The sequence below is a fragment of the Citrobacter sp. Ce104 genome (assembly GCF_030334595.1).
Lineage (GTDB): Bacteria > Pseudomonadota > Gammaproteobacteria > Enterobacterales > Enterobacteriaceae > Citrobacter > Citrobacter europaeus.
This window is the reverse complement of sequence record NZ_JAOWDP010000043.1, coordinates 20,890-39,327: the sequence shown is the minus strand read 5'-3', so window position 1 is coordinate 39,327 and position 18,438 is coordinate 20,890. Positions and strand designations below refer to the sequence as shown.

Below are 18,438 nucleotides of genomic sequence, written 5' to 3'. Positions count from 1 at the left end.
ACAACTTTAAATTAATGGGGTGGCTAATGGGATTCGAACCCACGACAACTGGAATCACAATCCAGGGCTCTACCAACTGAGCTATAGCCACCACTGCAAATCTTTTACGCGGTATTAAAACCACCGCAGCTCCGGCACCTAACTTAATGGTGCGCCCGACAGGATTCGAACCTGAGACCTCTGCCTCCGGAGGGCAGCGCTCTATCCAGCTGAGCTACGGGCGCTTAGCGCCGTTGCGGGGCTGGATATTACGGAGGTCTCGGTCTTCTGTCTAGTGCTTTTTTAAAATAAATTATCGTTTGGTCATGGTTTGTGCGTTTTGTCGCTTATTCCCGCAATTTATGGGCTGCACCATGACGATTCAGACCAAAAACCTTATAAATGAGCGTCACGGCCAGTAAGAAGATAATGCCAACAAACAGCGACATTCGGGTATCTTCATTAAAATACATGCCGATTAGTACGCAAATCAGGAACGCCATCGTCAAATAATTCGCCCACGGGAACAAAATCGAGCGGAAAGGATGACTGGCGATCGCCGCTTTATGCGCCTGACGGAAACGCAGCTGGCTTATCAGGATCACAAACCACGGCACCATCCCCGGCAGCACGCTGGCGCTATAAACATACACAAACACACGCTGCGGGTTGGGAATGATGTAGTTCAGGCACGAACCAATCAGCAGGATCGCGATAGAAATAGCCACACCGGCAACCGGAACGCCATGACGAGATACTTTTCCAACAACGGCAGGAAGCTGGCGATTCTTTGCCAACGCGTAGAGCATCCGCCCACAGCTGTACATGCCGCTGTTACAGCCAGATAGCGCCGCCGTCAGCACCACAAAGTTAATAATCCCCGCTGCGGCGGTGATACCAATTTTGGCAAAGGTCAGAACGAACGGACTACCGTTGCTGCCAATCTCATTCCACGGGAAAATAGTGACGATAACAAAAATCGCGCCAACGTAGAAAATCAGGATACGCCACAGCACTTTACCCACCGCGCTTCGCAGAGTGACCTGCGGATTCTTCGCTTCACCCGCAGTAATACCGATCAGCTCTACGCCCTGGTAAGACGCCACAACAATACACAATGCCGTCAGGAAGCCCTTCCAGCCGCCGGCAAAGAAGCCGCCGTGCTCGGTCAGGTTGCCAAAGCCGATTGCCTGACCACCGTTGCCAAAGCCAAAGAAAATCACCCCTAATCCAATGACGATCATCACAATGATAGTGGTCACTTTGATCATGGCAAACCAGAACTCAATTTCACCATACAGACGAACTGCGGCGAGGTTTGCCAACGCAACCAGTCCGACAGCAATCAGTGCGGGTATCCATTGCGCCATCTCCGGGAACCAGAACTGAACGTACACCCCGATGGCGGTAATCTCTGATATCCCCACCGCCATCCACATAAACCAGTATGACCAGGCGGTGAGATAGCCAAAGAAGGGGCTCATATAACGATGGGCGTAAACAGCGAATGAACCGGCAACCGGCTCGAGGAACAACATCTCTCCCATAGAACGCATAATGAAAAAGACGAACAGCCCGGCGACGATATACGCCAGCAAGACCGAAGGCCCCGCCCATTTCAGGGTACTGGCGGCCCCCATAAACAGCCCAACGCCAATAGTGCCCCCAAGGGCAATTAATTCGATGTGACGAGCCTCCAGCCCACGCTGAAGCTCAGGTTTGTTCTCGGCCATAAATCCTCTTGTTGTGTTTGCATATTGTCCGGTACTACCGGTTCTCGTTATGGGTACATCTTGTTATTCCATCACAGGCCATACGGCACCGACCGCATAACGGTTGGCGCTAAAAACACCGCGGCACTGCAATGATTGTTGCGAATGGTTTCCTAAAATCGCTTAAATGGCAATTAAAGCATTCAAAAAATAAATAGATTGTGCGAGAAAGCAGCGATAATGTTGTGAATAAGTAGCGTAATTAGCAGATAACGCTACTTATCAGAGGAGAGAGGGCGTCAGAGGTTGCCGGTATAGTGCCAGCGGAGATAGCGTAATAAGCGAAGTTGACGAGAGATGCGGCTTGGCTGTGACAGTAAACGATACAGCCACTCCAGCCCCAGATTTTGCCAGATTTTAGGCGCACGCTTCACATGACCGGTAAAGACGTCGTAGGTCCCCCCGACGCCCATATACAGTGCGTCGGGATGAATCTTCCGGCAATCACGCATAAAGATCTCTTGTTTCGGCGAGCCCATCGCCACCGTCACAAATTGCGCGCCGCTGGCGTGGATACGCTCAAATAACGCCTGACGCTGCTCCGGCGTAAAATAACCGTCCTGGCTACCCACAATGTTCACGCGCCACTGAGCACGTAGTTTGGCTTCAGTTTGCGCCAGAACTTCAGGCTTGCCGCCAATCAGGAAAACAGGCGTTCCTTCCTGCCCGGCTCGCGCCATCAGCGCTTCCCAAAGATCGGCCCCCGCCACGCGTGATACCTGCGCCTGCGGGTATTTTTTACCCAAGGAGCGCACAACGCTAATTCCATCTGCATATTTAAATTCAGCAGCATCAATCAGTGTGCGGATCTCTGGGTTATCCTCCGCTGTCAGCATTTTCTCAGCATTAATAGCCACCAGCGTTCCCCGTCTGAGATGCCCCTCTGCAAACAGGTAATTCAGCGCATGCTGCATATCACGCCAGCCAATCAGTTGTAATCCACGCAGTGAATACAGCGGCGCAGTATTATTATCCGTCATTACGATCCTTCAACCTGTGTCCGGGGCACCGACTTTATTCGCTTATGAATGAGTCCCGCACTATCAAACAGCCAGAATAACAATTTTGCCACCAGCAGACAGACACCGAAAATCACGAGGAAAAAGACCACTCGTGAGACAAACGAATCTAACCCTTCACGTGCCAAAACGATCATATTAAAAATGGCACCGAAACAGAAACTGTGCAAAATCGCCGACTTATAGCGATTAGTTTCTCGGTTACCTAATTCATACAGCCAATCAAACCATTTGATGATTAACCCGACGACAATCGCGCCTAACGGTATAAAAAACGCCCCGCCCATCACCACCAGCGAGCCAATTAACGTCGGCGAGATCGCCAGACCCGAGTGGTTGTTCAACACTTCCCAGGTAAAGTAATTCGCTGAATTGAGTACAATACTCGGCCGCCCTGGCCACAGCCAGGAGGGGATAAAGACGTAGAAGTCACGGACAATCGGCGCCAGCCCCTGGAACTCAATATTGTTGTAGTTCTGCAGCAACAGCGCCAGATTCTCCCACGGCGAGAAGGTGTCACGCGTGAGATACAGGAAAGTATAGAACGCCTCGTCACCGCTCACGTTCATCCCGTAGCGCTTCAGCGCCAGCCAGAACATCCCGATGATACCCAGTACGCCCGCGGCGGCCAGCATCCACAGTGAAATCCAGCCGCGAATGATGCCGATAAACAGGAAAATGGCAAACGCGATAATGATATTGGCGCGTGTTCCGCCCACAATCATATAGGTCAGTAAACCAAACGCGACGGTGCTCACCAGGAAGAACAACCACGCTTTGCTGTCCTGACGCAGGAAATAGACCACCAGCATTGCCGGAATGAAGAAGTAGAAGAAACGCTTCAAAGCGACCCCAGAGACTTCACTGGAAAAAATCTGGCTATAGGATTGCAGTCTGAACAACAGGAACCCGTTGTGCATAAAGAAGATGCCCACGCTCACCAGCGCAATCGCCATCAGGATAATCCAGGTCAAATGGGCTTCAACACGATTGATGGTAAACAGCGGCCTGCGCGGCTTATTCTCTACTCGCTTGCGCAGACGCGTTTTATACGTCACGTAGTAGACGGCATAGAAACAGGCAGCTGATAGCAGAGCCTGCAGCAGGATCTCCGGCGGAGCGACTGCCACATCAAAGCGGAACACCAGGATGCTGGTCAGCGGGAACCCAAAGAAAAACGTCAGCAAAAACAGCAACGAGAAGAAAACATTGAAGTTAAAGCGCACGCGACGGAATTCAAACCAGGTCAGCGTGGCGATAAACAAGGTGGAGAGCAGCCAGACCACCAGCAGACCGCTGAATTGCATCAGGCTCATACGATTTCTCCTGAAGCAACGCGCAGCGCGTTATGCCATGGCTGCAGATAATTCGGGCTAAAAAAGGTGATTGTATTTTTATCTACCGATGCCAACTGGCGCTGCGCTTCGCGTACAACGCCTTCATTGAGTTCATCAGTGGTAAATAATACCGGGAGATTCTGTTCCACCATATCCTGCCAGAAGGGATTTTCTCGGTTGAGCACGCACGGAATACCTGCCTGGATCAGCAAACACAGGGTTCCGATCCCTTGCTGGCGGGCAAAAATAAAGTAACCCAAATCACACTGACGCAATAATGCCAGATAGGCATCAAATTCCAACTTTTCGCTTAAAATTTGCAGATTATCAGCGCTAAACAATGCCAGGCCCGCCTGGCGAACCTCGTCGATATAGGCGGTATTATTGGCAGGATAACCCATCGGCACGATCACATTCACCGTGTCGCCGAACTGCTGATGCACGGCGCGTAGCGCGGCAACATGCTCATTACTACGATCGCCAGAGTTACCAACCAGCACCGTCATCTTGCCGCTGCGTGGGCACTCACTGCTCATATTATTGAGCGACGGATCCATCCGCGTTGGGAAATAGAGCAACTCACCACGCACACGCGGGTGTTGTTCGGCGAAATAGTGTAGATCACCCCGCGTGGCAAACACGCATCCCACGCGATTCTGCGCCATACGCCGAATCGGGTAAAACAGGCGGAATTTCAGTCCACTGGAGACTTCATATAAATCCGCCCCCCAGATATGCCAGTAAAACTGCTCTGATTTAATCCCCCCACTCAGCAACGCTAACCACAAGCTGATGTTGAACTGACCGTGGAAGAAAAATCGCTGTTGGCGATCCGCTTTCGCCTTCGCAATAACCGCTTCAGCCAACGCCTTTTTCCCGTCGTAGAAACTCAGCGATAATGCCGGGCAGCTCTCACTGAACCCCGTATCCTGGCCTGCTACCATAAACGTGCGTGCGTGCTCGCTCGTTGCGGCCAGCGAGTCGTTGAAAAACCGCAGCACGGTTTGGTTATGGTGAGGGATATCCGATCCCAGAACGTGAATCAGTACAGTCATGCCCGCCTACGCCAGAGTAAAAACACGCCACAACAAAGAGAAAAATAGACAATGTACGTTGCCATGTAAGCCTGCGCCGCGCCCAACGCGCCGTGTACAGGGATCAGCCAATGGGCAAACGCCGTCAACAATACGAACTGGCTAATTTCAGCCAAAATATAAAACCGCAGTGACGCTTTCGCGATTACCAGATAACCAAAAACGTAGGCGCCGACTTTCAGCACATCGCCGACCAGTTGCCAGGCGAACAGGTCGCGCATGGCGGTAAATTTAGCGGAGAAAAGCAGCCAGATCGCAAAATCGCGCAGGAGCCAGACGGTAAGGCTCGCGGCGGCAACCGCCGGTAACACAAACTTTAACGACTTGATCACCTCGCGTGTAATGTCGCGCTTTTCGGTCAAACGCGACAACGTTGGCAGCAAGTAAACGCTGAATGAGGCGGTGATAAATTGCAGATAAGCATCTGAAATACTGCTCACCCCCTGCCAGATCCCCACATCATCCCAGCTATACTGCGCCGCCAGCAGATTTCGCATCATCACGTATGCCACAGGCAGCGTTACGGAAGTTATCAACGCCATCAGCGTAAACTTGCTCAACTGTCCTGCCAGACCATTGTCCCACGAGGGTTTCAGGTAGTGCAGGGGGATCGCCCCGCGCTTAACCAGCATAATAGCGGCAGGGATAACAACCAGCGCAGGTACCAGTGCCAGACCCAGCAAGGCGCCTTCATATCCTCCCAGGCGATAACAGCCATAATAAGCCGCCACGCCCACCAGGCTCCCCACAATCAACGACAGCGCGTTACCCGCCGCATCGCGGAAGCCCTTCATCAGTGCCAGCAGCAGGTTCGCCCAGGCAATACCCATCTGCACCAGCGCAACCAGCCTAACCAGCCCCTGGTAATGTGTATGACCAAATAACCCCTGACTGATAGGCGCGGCCGCCAGCAGGAAAATCACCGCCATCAGCGTAGAGAATCCCAGCACCATCGCGGAAGATGTACCGACCACCTTACGGAGCCGGCTCGGATCGTCATGATGCTGCGCAACGTATTTCGTGACGCCGTTGAAAATGCCGGCTCCCGCCAACACGCCAAGCACGGTGACCATCTGGCGGAAGTTACCCGCCTGCCCCACGCCTGCCGGGCCAAACGACACCGCCAGCAGCTTCACGACCAGCAAACCTGCACCGATTTTTACCAGCGTACTAGCCGCCGTCCATAAGGACGCTTTTGCAAGCGACATATCAGGCGAAATAGTTGAGTAAGGTCGTAATGACGGTACGTTGGTTCACCGGCGACAGATTGTAGAACAGCGGCAAACGCAGCAGGCGCTCGCTCTCTTTGGTGGTGTAACGATCAACACCGGAGAACACGCCAAATTTATCGCCAGCCGGGCAATCATGCAGCGGGATATAGTGGAATACCGCCATAATTTCAGCTTCTTTCAGGAAGTTAATCAACGCAGTGCGATCGTCGATATCACGCAGCTTGATGTAAAACATATGGGCATTCTGCACGCAGTTTTCCGGGACAGAAGGCAGATCAATGCGCCCGGCGCGCGCCAGCGGCTCGAGGGCATCGTAATACTTTTGCCACAGTGCCAGACGCTGCTCGTTAATACGGTCCGCTGCTTCCAGCTGCGCCCACAGATAAGCGGCCTGCAGATCGGACATCAGATAGCTGGAGCCGATATCACGCCAGGTATACTTATCGACCTGCCCGCGAAAAAACTGACTGCGATTCGTCCCTTTTTCACGGATGATCTCTGCACGTTCGACTAATTTTTTATCATTAATCAGCGTCGCACCACCTTCACCGCCTGCGGTATAGTTTTTGGTCTCATGGAAGCTAAAGCAGCCGATGTGGCCAATCGTCCCCAGCGCACGACCTTTGTAAGTCGACATGACGCCCTGAGCCGCATCTTCCACCACATACAGGTTATGTTTATCGGCCAGCGCCATAATGGTATCCATTTCACAGGCTACGCCCGCGTAATGTACCGGCACAATAACGCGGGTTTTGTCGGTGATCGCCGCTTCAATCAACGTTTCGTCAATGTTCATGGTATCCGGGCGGAGATCAACAAAGACAATTTTCGCGCCGCGCAGAACGAAGGCGTTAGCCGTGGAAACAAACGTGTAGCTCGGCATAATAACTTCATCGCCAGGCTGGATATCCAGCAGCAATGCCGCCATCTCAAGCGATGCGGTGCAGGACGGCGTCAGCAGCACTTTCTCGCTGCCAAAATGCTGCTCCAGCCACTGCTGACAGCGGCGGGTAAAGCCACCGTCACCACACAGTTTGCCGCTGTTCATTGCGGACTGCATGTAATCGAGTTCAGTTCCCACCACCGGCGGTGCGTTAAATGGAATCATCATGTCACCTGTATAACCAATACGCGGTGCTTTCCACATTCGCACCACTGTGTATGTAACGTTTAAGCGCGGCGGTGTTGCCCATTTGGGTCGCCACACGCAATGTTGTTTTTCCGCGAGCCTGTGCCCAGCAAAGCGCCGCCTGCATCAGTTCTGCACCCGCGCCACGCCCGGCCAGCAGGCCAATTCTCGCCTCGGTCGCATTCAGTTCACGTAGCGAGACATAGCCACGAATCTCCCCTGTCGGCGTACGAAAAACGAGACACTGATGGTCAAACGTGCCCAGTACTGCATTTTCAATCCACTGCGCGTAAAAACGCGCGCTGGCATCAGCGGCATACCACGGCGCGCGAAAACGACTTAGCGCAAACGCCTGTCCTGCCAGATAGCGTAATGCAGGGATATCCGAAGATTGCGCGACCTGCGCGCCGGGGTCGCCACTGGCACACGTTACCGGCAGTACAAAATCCACTTCACCTTCGACCAGTGAAAAGCCCAACTGCTGCAGGGCGTCTAATTCCAGGGTATTACCGGCAGGTATTTTTGCCTGTACCCGCGACCAGGGCAGCAATGCATCCGTGGTCAGAACCGGCGCGCGTTGGTCAAAACGGACAATGGCGCTATTGACGCCAAAGAACGTATTTTCCCAGCTAAGCGGTTCAATACTGGCGCGGACGAGCACGGAGCAGCTCCAGCAGATATTGACCATAACCCGTTTTGGCCAGCGAACTGGCGGCACGCTTCACGCCTTCGTCATCCAGCCAGCCGTTACGCCAGGCGATTTCTTCCAGACAGGCTATTTTAAAGCCCTGACGTTTCTCCACCGTCTGCACAAACGTGCTCGCTTCGATCAAACTGTCATGCGTACCGGTATCCAGCCAGGCAAAGCCACGCCCAAGCAATTCGACCGTCAGATGTCCGTCATCAAGATACATTTGGTTGATAGACGTAATCTCCAGCTCCCCACGCTCAGAAGGTTTCACGCGTTTTGCGTATTCCACCACTTTGCTGTCATAGAAATAGAGCCCGGTCACCGCCCAGTTGGACTTTGGTACTTTCGGCTTCTCTTCCAGAGAGACTGCGCGAAAATTGTCATCAAACTCAACCACACCAAATCGCTCAGGGTCCATTACCTGATAACCAAACACCGTCGCGCCTTGCGTTCTGGCAGCGACATGACGCAGTTTTGGACTGAATCCCTGACCAAAGAAGATGTTGTCCCCTAGCACCAGGCACGATGGTTCACCGTTGAGAAACGTTTCACCGATAATAAAAGCCTGCGCTAATCCATCCGGGCTCGGCTGCTCAGCATAGTGCAGTTCAATGCCGAACTCAGACCCATCACCCAGCAGACGCTGGAAATAGCCTTTATCTTCCGGTGTAGTGATAATCAGGATTTCGCGAATTCCCGCCAGCATTAGTACTGATAGCGGGTAGTAAATCATCGGCTTATCGTAAATGGGCAATAGCTGCTTCGATACGCCACGCGTAATGGGATACAGGCGAGTACCTGAGCCACCCGCCAGAATGATACCTTTCATGCGTTGTCTCCTCCGGGAGCCAAAACCAGGCTGTTAGCCCTTCAGACCTAAACGTTCGCCCTGGTAACTGCCGTCCTGCACGGGTTTCCACCATGCCTGATTATCCAGATACCACTGCACGGTTTTGCGCATTCCGCTTTCAAACGTTTCCTGCGGCATCCAACCTAGTTCACGCGCAATTTTTGAAGCGTCAATGGCGTAACGCAAATCATGGCCAGGGCGATCGTCCACAAAAGCGATCAAATCGCGGTACTGTGCAATGCCCTGCGGTTTATGCGGCGCCAGCTCTTCCAGCAGGCTGCAAACTGTTTCGACGACATCCAGGTTTTTACGCTCGTTATGACCACCAATATTATAGGTTTCTCCAACCACGCCCGCCGTCGCCACGCAATAGAGCGCCCTCGCGTGATCTTCTACATACAACCAGTCACGGATCTGTTGACCATTGCCGTACACCGGCAACGGTTTCCCCGCCAGTGCGTTGAGGATCATTAGCGGAATCAGTTTTTCCGGGAAATGGTACGGACCATAGTTGTTAGAACAATTGGTAATCAGCGTTGGCAGACCGTAGGTACGCAGCCAGGCGCGGACAAGATGATCGCTGCTGGCTTTCGACGCGGAATAAGGACTGCTTGGCGCATACGGCGTGGCTTCGGTGAAGAAATCATCTATGGAATGGAGATCGCCATACACCTCGTCAGTCGAAATATGGTGGAAACGAAACGCCAATTTTTTCTCGCTGGCCAATGCGTTCCAGTAAGCGCGCGCCGCTTCCAACAGCGTGTAGGTTCCCACAATGTTGGTTTCGATAAAGGCAGCCGGACCGTCGATTGAGCGATCGACATGGCTTTCAGCAGCCAGATGCATCACGCAGTCCGGCTGATAGTGTTGAAACACCCTGTCGAGCGATACCCGATCGCAAATATCCACTTTCTCAAAGGCAAAACGGGAATTCTGCGCAACTGGCTCCAGCGACATCAGGTTTCCGGCGTAGGTCAGCTTATCGACCACAACCACTGCATCCTCGGTATCATGAATGATATGCCGCACAACCGCCGAGCCGATAAATCCCGCTCCGCCAGTAACAAGAATTCGTTTCATTAGCGCCAAACCCCTTTGGTATCAACGATGTACTGCTGTTGAACCCCATCGCCTTTGATGGCTTTAAATTCATTATGGTCAACCAGCATGACCAACACATCGGCACTTGCCAACGCATCGTCCAGCGCCGCCAGTTGGCAAAGACCATCCAGTTTTTTCGGCAGTTGATGGATGTTCGGTTCCACCACCAGCGTTTCGCCTTTGTGCCATTGCGCGATGTTTTGCGCAATTCCCATCGCCGGGCTTTCACGCAAATCATCAATATTGGGTTTGAATGCCAGACCGAAACAGGCAATTTTCACTTCGCTGGCCCGTTTATTGGTCTCCGCCAGACAGTCAGCTACGGCAGCCTTCACCCGATCGACCACCCAATGAGGCTTACCATCGTTTACCTCACGCGCGGTGCGGATCAATTTCGCCTGCTGCGGATTCTGCGCCACGATAAACCACGGATCGACCGCGATACAGTGTCCACCCACGCCGGGGCCGGGTTGCAAAATATTCACGCGCGGATGGCGGTTTGCCAGGCGAATAAGCTCCCAGACGTTGATCCCCTGATCGGCGCAAATCAGCGACAGTTCATTGGCGAAAGCAATATTAACGTCGCGGAAGCTATTTTCCGTCAGCTTACACATTTCGGCGGTGCGGGCGTTGGTTACCACACATTCACCTTCGAGAAAGATGTTGTACAGCTCACTGGCCCGCGCGGAACAGACGGAGGTCATTCCACCAATTACGCGGTCATTTTTAATCAGTTCGACCATTACCTGGCCCGGCAGCACGCGCTCTGGGCAATAAGCAATGTTAATATCTGCTTGTTCACCGACCTGCTGCGGAAAAGTCAGGTCAGGACGCATTTCAGCCAGCCATGCGGCCATCTGTTCAGTTGCTCCGACAGGTGAAGTGGATTCCAGAATCACCAACGCACCTTTTTTCAGTACTGGCGCAATAGATTTAGCCGCGGCTTCTACATAGACCATATCGGGTTCATGATCTCCCTTGAACGGGGTAGGTACCGCAATCAGATACGCATCAGCGTCTACGGGTGTCGTGGTTGCACGCAGAAATCCATCTTCGACCGCCGTTTTCACCACCGCACCCAGATCGGGCTCAACGATGTGAATTTCACCGCGATTAATGGTATCCACCGCATGCTGGTTTACATCTACGCCAATCACATGTTTTTGACGGGAAGCAAAGGCAGCCGCCGTTGGCAGTCCGATATAACCCAGCCCAATGACAGAAATGGTCGTAAAACTCATAGCGATATCCGATTATTTTTTAACGCGTGTAAAATGCGGTCACATGCCTGCCCGTCACCATACGGATTATGGGCACGGCTCATGGTCTGATATTCATCGTCGTCTTGCAGCAAACGCGTGACTTCTTCTACAATACGCTGCGGGTCAGTCCCCACCAGACGCACAGTTCCTGCGGTTATCGCTTCCGGGCGCTCCGTTGTCTCACGCATTACCAGCACGGGTTTTCCCAGAGACGGCGCTTCTTCCTGAATCCCGCCGGAATCGGTAAGGATCAGCCAGGCGTGATTCATAAGCCAGACGAATGGCAGGTAGTCCTGCGGTTCGATTAAAACCACGTTTTCAACGTGACCCAGGATGCGATTGACCGGCTCGCTGACGTTAGGGTTCAGGTGTACCGGATAGACAATCTGCACATTCTGGTTAGATGCGGCTATCTCCGCCAGGGCATGGCAGATTTGCTCAAAACCGCGACCAAAGCTTTCCCGACGGTGACCGGTAACGAGGATCATCTTTTTATCAGCATCCAGGAAAGGATAACGCTCAGCCAGCTCCGCACGCAGCGTCTCATTGCCCAGTACACGATCCCGAACCCAGATCAACGCATCAATAACCGTATTACCCGTGACGAAAATACGATCGTCAGGAATAGCTTCCCGCAACAGATTTTGGCGCGAATTTTCTGTCGGGGCAAAATGATACATCGCCAGACGCCCGGTCAGCGTGCGGTTCGCCTCTTCCGGCCATGGTGAAAAGAGGTCACCTGTACGTAAACCAGCCTCTACATGCCCCACCGATATGCGCTGATAGAACGCGGCCAGACTGGCGGCAATGGTGGTTGTGGTATCACCATGAACCAACACTACATCAGGTTTAAAATCAGCCAGAATTGGCTTTAACCCTTCCAGAATGCGGCAGGTTATTTCGGTTAATCCCTGACCTGGCTGCATAATATTGAGATCGTAGTCAGGTACAATGGAAAAGAGATTCAACACCTGATCGAGCATCTCCCGATGCTGCGCCGTGACGCAAACTTTCGCCTCAAAATCAGGGTCTTTTTCCAGCGCATGAACCAGAGGAGCCATCTTAATGGCCTCCGGTCGCGTGCCAAATACAGTCAGTACTTTCACATCGATTCTCTTCGGATTGGCAGCGAGGGCCCAGCCCCTCACTGCAACGGCATTGCTAAATCGGACGGCGACGGGTTAACGCGACACCAGCACCGATCAGAGCCCCGACAATACCCCACATAATCATCAGGAAGGCGCGACGAGGGCTGTCACGTTTTACCGGTTCTTCCGGCGTCCTCAAATAACGATAGGTCTGAAAACGGGGATCTAAAGTTGGCCCGACATTCAGGGTGTTCAGCATGGCTCTGTTCTGAAAATAGTCCAGATCGAAATCCGGACCAATTGACTGCAAATTCTCGAGTCGAGCCTGCAACATAGGACGTCCGAGTAAGAACAATTCTGAATCTGGCAACTCATCAGCTGGAACATCTGTGGAAGTACGCGAAATATTATGTTGCTCGGCAATTTTAAGCGCTTGTTCAATGCTGTGGACGCGGCGAGAGAAAATGGATTTTGCTACTTCTTCCTGGCGTTTAACCTGCGCTTTCATTTGCACCGTGCGTGCGGCCCATGCGCCTTTTAACTCATCGTTAAGATGACGTGCCGCGCGCTGGCTGGCAAACGCCACGTACTGGCGCAGCAGATTGTTGGCATCCGGCGCCGTCTCGGCAATCAGCTTCACGCTGTCATTGGTGTTACGCAGCGCATCGCCAGGCAAAAACTGAATGTTATTGATCAGTTCATCCAGCATCGCCGCATCGGCTTTGCTGTTACCGACCATACGTTGCTTGTAATAATCAGTCTGCTGCCAGAATTCTCGGCGTGTATCCCAGGAAGCAAGCTGCATGATGAATTCTTTATAGGCTTCATCCATTACCGACGGTTGGTCGGCAGATGCGAGACTGGCCTTTATATCCAGGTTACGTAAAAACTGTTGTTGAGAGTAAAACCCCCCCAACATATTGACCGTTGGCCTGTCAGTAATCGCTGTTGCACTCCACTCCTGACGAGCAAAAAATGTATAGGCGAGAGCCACTATCGCGAAGGCGAGAGCCATACCGACGATCCACACCTTCCCTGCCCACAAGGTACGAAACAACCCACGGATATCCAGTTCATTTTCAGCGCTCACGGCGTCTTCCCCCGGTAATGGTTGTCTCATTGCATCCTCAATTTACTTGGTTAAGTTTGGTTTGCCTTCACGAACTCTTCGCAATCTGCGCTTCACTCGCTTGATAAATCTCGCTACCTTCCAGGCGCGCTTGATACAGTAACCGTAGAGGCCAAAGGCCAGTAAAAAAAGCAACAACATGGCCCATTCAGGGACTAAGCGAAAATATTCAGCCAACACGCCGATAGACGCCAGAACCGCCGCAGCCAGCGTAATCAGAACAAATGCCTGTCGGGAAGTAAACCCTGCCCGCATCACCAAATGATGTATGTGCTGGCGGTCCGCTGAGAAAGGACTCATGCCTTTTCGCAAGCGTCGGTACATGATTGCCACCATATCCATTAACGGAATGGCTATAATCCACAGTGCTGTGACCGGACTAATAGGATGCGTTTTGCCTTGAGTAGTTTCGAGCAGGATCCAGATCACTGTGAAGCCGATCAGCGTACTGCCCGCATCACCCATAAAAACTTTATAGCGACGTCCAAGAATGCCCAGATTTAGCAGAATATAAGGCAGAATGGCGGCGATCATGGCAAAACACCAGATAGCCAGGCTCGTCTGCCCATCGAACCACAAAATGAACCCCATCGCCGCAAATGAAACGCTGGACAACCCGCCCAGCAGACCATCAATCCCATCCACCATATTAAAGGCGTTTATCGCCGCCCAGACGGCAAACAGAGTAAGTAGATAACCGAACGGACCGAGCACCATCTCCCAGGGGCCAAAAATATACCCAAGGCTAAGCAGATAGAGTTTACCAACTGACATCATGATAATGCCGATTGCGGCCTGGATAACTGCACGAATTTTTACACTAATATCAAAGCGATCGTCTAACGCGCCGACCAAAACCAATACTCCAGCACAAGCCAGATAGAGAGAAGCATGCGGGATGTAATAGTCAGCAATGGCAAACGTAAAACATACACCCGCGTAAGCCGAAATCCCCCCAACCAACGGAATCAGTCCCTGATGCCGTTTACGGAAGTTGGGTTTATCCACTAAACCAATCTTTTTTGCGACCTTGCGGGCAAAGAAAAGAAACAGTGTTGTGAATAAAAAAATACTGATGAGATCAGTGCTTACTGTCAGTAAATTCACAATGCATGCTCTCAGAGAATATTAATAGCAGAAGTATAACCACGAAGACCTTTATTCAGAAGGGAAACCCGACTTCATATCCAATGGTTTTGTATAATTATCAACCACAAGATACAGATTACGAATCTTTTTCTACTTGTTGGTAAGTCATACCGTATTATCGTTATTGTGTCGTTAAGATTACAGCCATAAAAGCAAAACGCCACGTAAAAACGTGGCGTTTTCAGATGATGCCTGAATCAGGAACGCTTCATCATGTCGAAGAAGTCGTCGTTAGTCTTGGTCATCGCCAGCTTGTTAATGAGGAATTCCATTGCATCGATCTCACCCATCGGATGGATGATTTTACGCAGGATCCACATTTTCTGCAGCTCTTCCTGAGTGGTGAGCAGCTCTTCTTTACGGGTACCGGAACGGTTGTAGTCGATAGCCGGGAAGACGCGTTTTTCCGCAATCTTACGAGAGAGATGCAGTTCCATGTTGCCGGTACCTTTAAACTCTTCGTAGATAACTTCATCCATTTTAGAGCCGGTATCGATCAGCGCAGTGGCGATGATGGTCAGGCTGCCGCCCTCTTCCACGTTACGCGCCGCACCGAAGAAACGCTTCGGACGATGCAGGGCGTTGGCATCCACACCACCGGTCAGAACTTTACCGGAAGCAGGTACCACGGTGTTATAAGCACGCGCCAGACGGGTGATGGAGTCGAGCAGAATGATAACGTCTTTCTTGTGTTCAACCAGACGTTTCGCCTTCTCGATAACCATTTCCGCAACCTGGACGTGACGGGAGGCGGGTTCGTCAAAGGTAGACGCAACCACTTCACCTTTCACCAGACGCTGCATCTCGGTCACTTCTTCCGGACGTTCGTCAATCAGCAGCACCATCAGCACGCAGTCTGGATGGTTGTAAGCAATGCTCTGCGCAATGTTCTGCAGCAGCATGGTTTTACCTGCTTTCGGCGGAGCAACAATCAGACCACGTTGGCCGCGACCGATCGGTGATGCCAGATCCAGTACACGCGCCGTTAAGTCTTCAGTAGAACCGTTACCACGTTCCATACGCAGACGAGAGTTTGCGTGCAGCGGGGTTAAGTTCTCAAAGAGGATTTTGTTACGGGCGTTTTCTGGTTTGTCGTAGTTAACTTCGTTAACTTTCAACAGCGCAAAGTAGCGTTCACCTTCTTTCGGCGGGCGAATCTTACCAGAAATGGTATCACCAGTGCGGAGGTTGAAACGGCGGATTTGGCTGGGAGAAACGTAGATGTCATCAGGACCGGCGAGGTAGGAGCTGTCTGCAGAGCGGAGGAAACCAAATCCATCCTGCAATATCTCCAGCACACCGTCACCAAAGATATCTTCGCCACTCTTTGCGTGCTGCTTCAGGATGGCAAAAATAATGTCCTGCTTGCGCATACGAGCCAGGTTTTCAAGGCCCATATTTTCGCCGAGAGTGATCAGCTCAGAAACCGGCGTATTCTTTAATTCGGTAAGATTCATAATGGTGTGAGTTCTTAAACTTGGGGTAAATCTCGAACTTAATGTTGTGAATGGTATGGCAGGGTCATCCATGCCTGTTTACGGCCATCAACTCATGTCTGTTCGCTGTCTGGTCACAGGAAAGTACACAGAACTGAAACGACAAGACGGATTGAGTGACAAGCCAGGAATCTGTCCACTTCTCGCGCGAGAAACTACGGGAAGTATTGGATATAACTAGATTCAAACTTAATAAGGTATGTTTAATACGAAGTCAACACTAACTTAGCACGACTCAAGTCGGGCGTCCAGTCATCCGAATCATTTCGAAGTATGGTCGCCCGATCATGAGACTTCCTTACGCTAAATTAGCGTCGAGGAATTCTTTCAACTGACCTTTGGACAGTGCGCCGACTTTCGTCGCCGCAACTTCGCCGTTTTTAAACAGCAGCAGGGTCGGGATGCCACGGATACCATACTTCGGCGCGGTGCCTGGGTTTTGGTCAATGTTCAGTTTAGCAACCGTCAGTTTGCCCTGATATTCGTCAGCGATTTCATCCAGAATTGGAGCGATCATTTTGCACGGACCGCACCACTCTGCCCAGAAATCAACAAGGATAGCTCCGTCCGCTTTGAGTACATCCGTGTCAAAACTGTCGTCAGTCAGGTGAATAATTTTATCGCTCATATTAACTCCACAGGAATAAGCCTGGTGCGTTGGTGTACTCTTAATCAACGACGTGTTGATGTAGCATTAACCAACTAAAGGTTGACTTTATTTCACCGGATACGCTTTCGTAAAGCAATAGTAAGCTGATATTCTACCACACTATGAGCAAAACACATTTAACAGAACAGAAGTTTTCCGACTTCGCCCTGCACCCAAAGGTGATAGAAGCCCTTGAAAATAAAGGCTTTCATAACTGCACGCCCATTCAGGCCCTCGCGCTGCCGCTAACGCTGGCAGGTCGTGATGTTGCAGGGCAGGCGCAAACCGGTACCGGAAAAACGATGGCGTTCCTGACGTCAACGTTTCATTATCTTCTCTCTCATCCCGCGATTGCCGATCGCAAGGTGAACCAACCGCGTGCGTTAATTATGGCGCCAACGCGTGAGTTAGCCGTGCAGATCCACGCCGACGCAGAACCACTGGCGCAGACCACCGGTCTGAAATTAGGCCTGGCTTATGGCGGCGACGGTTACGACAAACAGCTGAAAGTGCTGGAAAGCGGCGTCGATATTCTTATCGGCACGACCGGTCGTCTCATCGACTATGCAAAACAGAACCATATTAACCTGGGCGCGATTCAGGTCGTGGTGCTGGATGAAGCCGATCGTATGTACGATCTGGGCTTTATCAAAGATATCCGTTGGCTATTCCGTCGTATGCCGCCAACCACCCAACGTCTGAACATGCTGTTTTCTGCAACTCTCTCTTACCGCGTTCGCGAACTGGCGTTCGAACAGATGAATAACGCCGAGTACGTTGAAGTCGAACCAGAACAGAAGACAGGTCACCGTATTAAAGAAGAGCTCTTCTATCCTTCCAACGAAGAGAAAATGCGTTTACTGCAAACGCTGATTGAAGAAGAGTGGCCAGATCGCGCCATCGTCTTTGCTAACACCAAGCATCGCTGTGAAGATATCTGGGGCAGTCTTGCCGCTGACGGTCATCGCGTCGGTCTGCTGACCGGTGACGTGGCGCAGAAAAAACGTCTGCGTATTCTGGATGAATTCACCCGTGGCGATCTCGACATTCTCGTTGCGACGGATGTCGCCGCGCGTGGTCTGCATATCCCAGCCGTAACGCATGTATTTAACTATGACCTGCCGGATGACTGTGAAGATTACGTTCACCGTATCGGTCGTACCGGACGCGCAGGAGCAAGCGGTCACTCTATCAGCCTGGCCTGTGAAGAATACGCGCTGAATTTACCCGCAATCGAGACCTATATCGGCCACTCGATCCCGGTCAGCAAGTACAACCCGGATGCGCTGATGACCGATCTGCCGAAGCCATTACGCTTAACGCGTCCACGCACAGGCAATGGCCCACGCCGTACCGGTGGTGCTCCGCGTAATCGTCGTCGTTCAGGTTAAGAAAAGTTATGCCATACACAAAATCATTCAGCCTGTATCAAGGCGGCAAGAAAACGAATCCCGATGAGCT

Annotated in this window: 17 protein-coding genes and 2 tRNA genes; 1 reads left to right on the top strand and 18 read right to left on the bottom strand. The window is 51.8% G+C overall.

All coding sequences use genetic code 11. The features are described from left to right. Positions 1 to 15: 15 nt before the first annotated feature. The 18 genes from OGW16_RS02300 to trxA form a co-directional block, all read right to left on the bottom strand. A tRNA-His gene (locus tag OGW16_RS02300) sits at positions 16 to 91 on the bottom strand. A gap of 56 nt (positions 92 to 147) precedes the next feature. Beyond that, a tRNA-Arg gene (locus tag OGW16_RS02295) sits at positions 148 to 224 on the bottom strand. Positions 225 to 326: 102 nt separating this feature from the next. Further along, positions 327 to 1,712: a bifunctional threonine/serine APC transporter ThrP gene (thrP, locus tag OGW16_RS02290; RefSeq protein WP_043018982.1), complete on the bottom strand. Its 1,386-nt coding sequence runs from the start codon at positions 1,710 to 1,712 to the stop codon at positions 327 to 329. 278 nt (positions 1,713 to 1,990) lie between these two features. Continuing rightward, positions 1,991 to 2,731 (bottom strand): lipopolysaccharide N-acetylmannosaminouronosyltransferase, encoded by a 741-nt coding sequence (wecG, locus tag OGW16_RS02285; protein ID WP_047407609.1) that lies wholly within the window; start codon positions 2,729 to 2,731, stop codon positions 1,991 to 1,993. Beyond that, positions 2,731 to 4,086, bottom strand: coding sequence for an ECA oligosaccharide polymerase (gene wzyE / locus OGW16_RS02280; RefSeq protein WP_043018980.1), 1,356 nt, complete (start codon positions 4,084 to 4,086; stop codon positions 2,731 to 2,733). Before wzyE ends, wecG begins: the two co-directional genes overlap by 1 nt. Beyond that, positions 4,083 to 5,162, bottom strand: a complete 1,080-nt coding sequence (locus OGW16_RS02275; RefSeq protein WP_043018979.1) for a TDP-N-acetylfucosamine:lipid II N-acetylfucosaminyltransferase — start codon at positions 5,160 to 5,162, stop codon at positions 4,083 to 4,085. Before OGW16_RS02275 ends, wzyE begins: the two co-directional genes overlap by 4 nt. Next, positions 5,159 to 6,409 carry a lipid III flippase WzxE gene (gene wzxE, locus OGW16_RS02270; protein ID WP_286517688.1) on the bottom strand — a complete coding sequence of 417 codons (1,251 nt, stop codon included), beginning with the start codon at positions 6,407 to 6,409 and terminating at the stop codon, positions 5,159 to 5,161. Before wzxE ends, OGW16_RS02275 begins: the two co-directional genes overlap by 4 nt. Before the next feature lies 1 nt (position 6,410). After that, positions 6,411 to 7,541 carry a dTDP-4-amino-4,6-dideoxygalactose transaminase gene (gene rffA, locus OGW16_RS02265; protein ID WP_080626352.1) on the bottom strand — a complete coding sequence of 377 codons (1,131 nt, stop codon included), beginning with the start codon at positions 7,539 to 7,541 and terminating at the stop codon, positions 6,411 to 6,413. Between the two features lie 4 nt (positions 7,542 to 7,545). Beyond that, positions 7,546 to 8,223 (bottom strand): dTDP-4-amino-4,6-dideoxy-D-galactose acyltransferase, encoded by a 678-nt coding sequence (gene rffC / locus OGW16_RS02260; protein ID WP_043018977.1) that lies wholly within the window; start codon positions 8,221 to 8,223, stop codon positions 7,546 to 7,548. Further along, the gene (gene rfbA, locus OGW16_RS02255; protein WP_043018976.1) at positions 8,201 to 9,082 is read right to left on the bottom strand and encodes a glucose-1-phosphate thymidylyltransferase RfbA; all 882 of its coding nucleotides are present in this window, start codon (positions 9,080 to 9,082) and stop codon (positions 8,201 to 8,203) included. The genes rffC and rfbA overlap by 23 nt, the downstream gene beginning before the upstream one ends. Positions 9,083 to 9,115: 33 nt before the next feature. Next, entirely contained in the window at positions 9,116 to 10,183 is a 1,068-nt protein-coding gene (rffG, locus tag OGW16_RS02250) for a dTDP-glucose 4,6-dehydratase (protein WP_286517686.1), read from the bottom strand. Beyond that, positions 10,183 to 11,445, bottom strand: coding sequence for a UDP-N-acetyl-D-mannosamine dehydrogenase (gene wecC, locus OGW16_RS02245; RefSeq protein ID WP_080625921.1), 1,263 nt, complete (start codon positions 11,443 to 11,445; stop codon positions 10,183 to 10,185). Before wecC ends, rffG begins: the two co-directional genes overlap by 1 nt. Further along, positions 11,442 to 12,572: a non-hydrolyzing UDP-N-acetylglucosamine 2-epimerase gene (wecB, locus tag OGW16_RS02240; RefSeq protein WP_286517684.1), complete on the bottom strand. Its 1,131-nt coding sequence runs from the start codon at positions 12,570 to 12,572 to the stop codon at positions 11,442 to 11,444. The genes wecC and wecB overlap by 4 nt, the downstream gene beginning before the upstream one ends. A gap of 55 nt (positions 12,573 to 12,627) precedes the next feature. Further along, positions 12,628 to 13,674, bottom strand: coding sequence for an ECA polysaccharide chain length modulation protein (gene wzzE / locus OGW16_RS02235; RefSeq protein WP_043018972.1), 1,047 nt, complete (start codon positions 13,672 to 13,674; stop codon positions 12,628 to 12,630). A 12-nt stretch (positions 13,675 to 13,686) separates the two neighbouring features. Then, complete coding sequence (wecA, locus tag OGW16_RS02230; protein ID WP_043018971.1) at positions 13,687 to 14,790, bottom strand: UDP-N-acetylglucosamine--undecaprenyl-phosphate N-acetylglucosaminephosphotransferase; 1,104 nt, start codon at positions 14,788 to 14,790, stop codon at positions 13,687 to 13,689. 239 nt (positions 14,791 to 15,029) lie between these two features. Continuing rightward, the gene (gene rho, locus OGW16_RS02225) at positions 15,030 to 16,289 is read right to left on the bottom strand and encodes a transcription termination factor Rho (RefSeq protein ID WP_002437993.1); all 1,260 of its coding nucleotides are present in this window, start codon (positions 16,287 to 16,289) and stop codon (positions 15,030 to 15,032) included. 87 nt (positions 16,290 to 16,376) lie between these two features. Then, on the bottom strand, positions 16,377 to 16,496 hold the full coding sequence (locus tag OGW16_RS02220; RefSeq protein ID WP_072033422.1) for a rho operon leader peptide: 120 nt from the start codon (positions 16,494 to 16,496) through the stop codon (positions 16,377 to 16,379). A 130-nt stretch (positions 16,497 to 16,626) separates the two neighbouring features. Next, entirely contained in the window at positions 16,627 to 16,956 is a 330-nt protein-coding gene (gene trxA / locus OGW16_RS02215) for a thioredoxin TrxA (RefSeq protein WP_001280776.1), read from the bottom strand. Positions 16,957 to 17,099: 143 nt separating this feature from the next. Between trxA and rhlB the strand changes: the two genes are divergently transcribed. Continuing rightward, on the top strand, positions 17,100 to 18,368 hold the full coding sequence (gene rhlB, locus OGW16_RS02210) for an ATP-dependent RNA helicase RhlB (RefSeq protein WP_003829013.1): 1,269 nt from the start codon (positions 17,100 to 17,102) through the stop codon (positions 18,366 to 18,368). The last annotated feature ends 70 nt before the right edge of the window (positions 18,369 to 18,438 follow it).

Coding starts and splice junctions, on each gene's coding strand:
- wzyE (WP_043018980.1), bottom strand. CDS start 4,086: ATGAGCCTGATGCAATTCAGCGGTCTGCTGGTGGTCTGGCTGCTCTCC.
- rhlB (WP_003829013.1), top strand. CDS start 17,100: ATGAGCAAAACACATTTAACAGAACAGAAGTTTTCCGACTTCGCCCTG.
- rffG (WP_286517686.1), bottom strand. CDS start 10,183: ATGAAACGAATTCTTGTTACTGGCGGAGCGGGATTTATCGGCTCGGCG.
- rho (WP_002437993.1), bottom strand. CDS start 16,289: ATGAATCTTACCGAATTAAAGAATACGCCGGTTTCTGAGCTGATCACT.
- OGW16_RS02275 (WP_043018979.1), bottom strand. CDS start 5,162: ATGACTGTACTGATTCACGTTCTGGGATCGGATATCCCTCACCATAAC.
- wecC (WP_080625921.1), bottom strand. CDS start 11,445: ATGAGTTTTACGACCATTTCTGTCATTGGGCTGGGTTATATCGGACTG.
- rffA (WP_080626352.1), bottom strand. CDS start 7,541: ATGATTCCATTTAACGCACCGCCGGTGGTGGGAACTGAACTCGATTAC.
- rfbA (WP_043018976.1), bottom strand. CDS start 9,082: ATGAAAGGTATCATTCTGGCGGGTGGCTCAGGTACTCGCCTGTATCCC.
- thrP (WP_043018982.1), bottom strand. CDS start 1,712: ATGGCCGAGAACAAACCTGAGCTTCAGCGTGGGCTGGAGGCTCGTCAC.
- wzzE (WP_043018972.1), bottom strand. CDS start 13,674: ATGAGACAACCATTACCGGGGGAAGACGCCGTGAGCGCTGAAAATGAA.
- wecG (WP_047407609.1), bottom strand. CDS start 2,731: ATGACGGATAATAATACTGCGCCGCTGTATTCACTGCGTGGATTACAA.
- wzxE (WP_286517688.1), bottom strand. CDS start 6,409: ATGTCGCTTGCAAAAGCGTCCTTATGGACGGCGGCTAGTACGCTGGTA.
- trxA (WP_001280776.1), bottom strand. CDS start 16,956: ATGAGCGATAAAATTATTCACCTGACTGACGACAGTTTTGACACGGAT.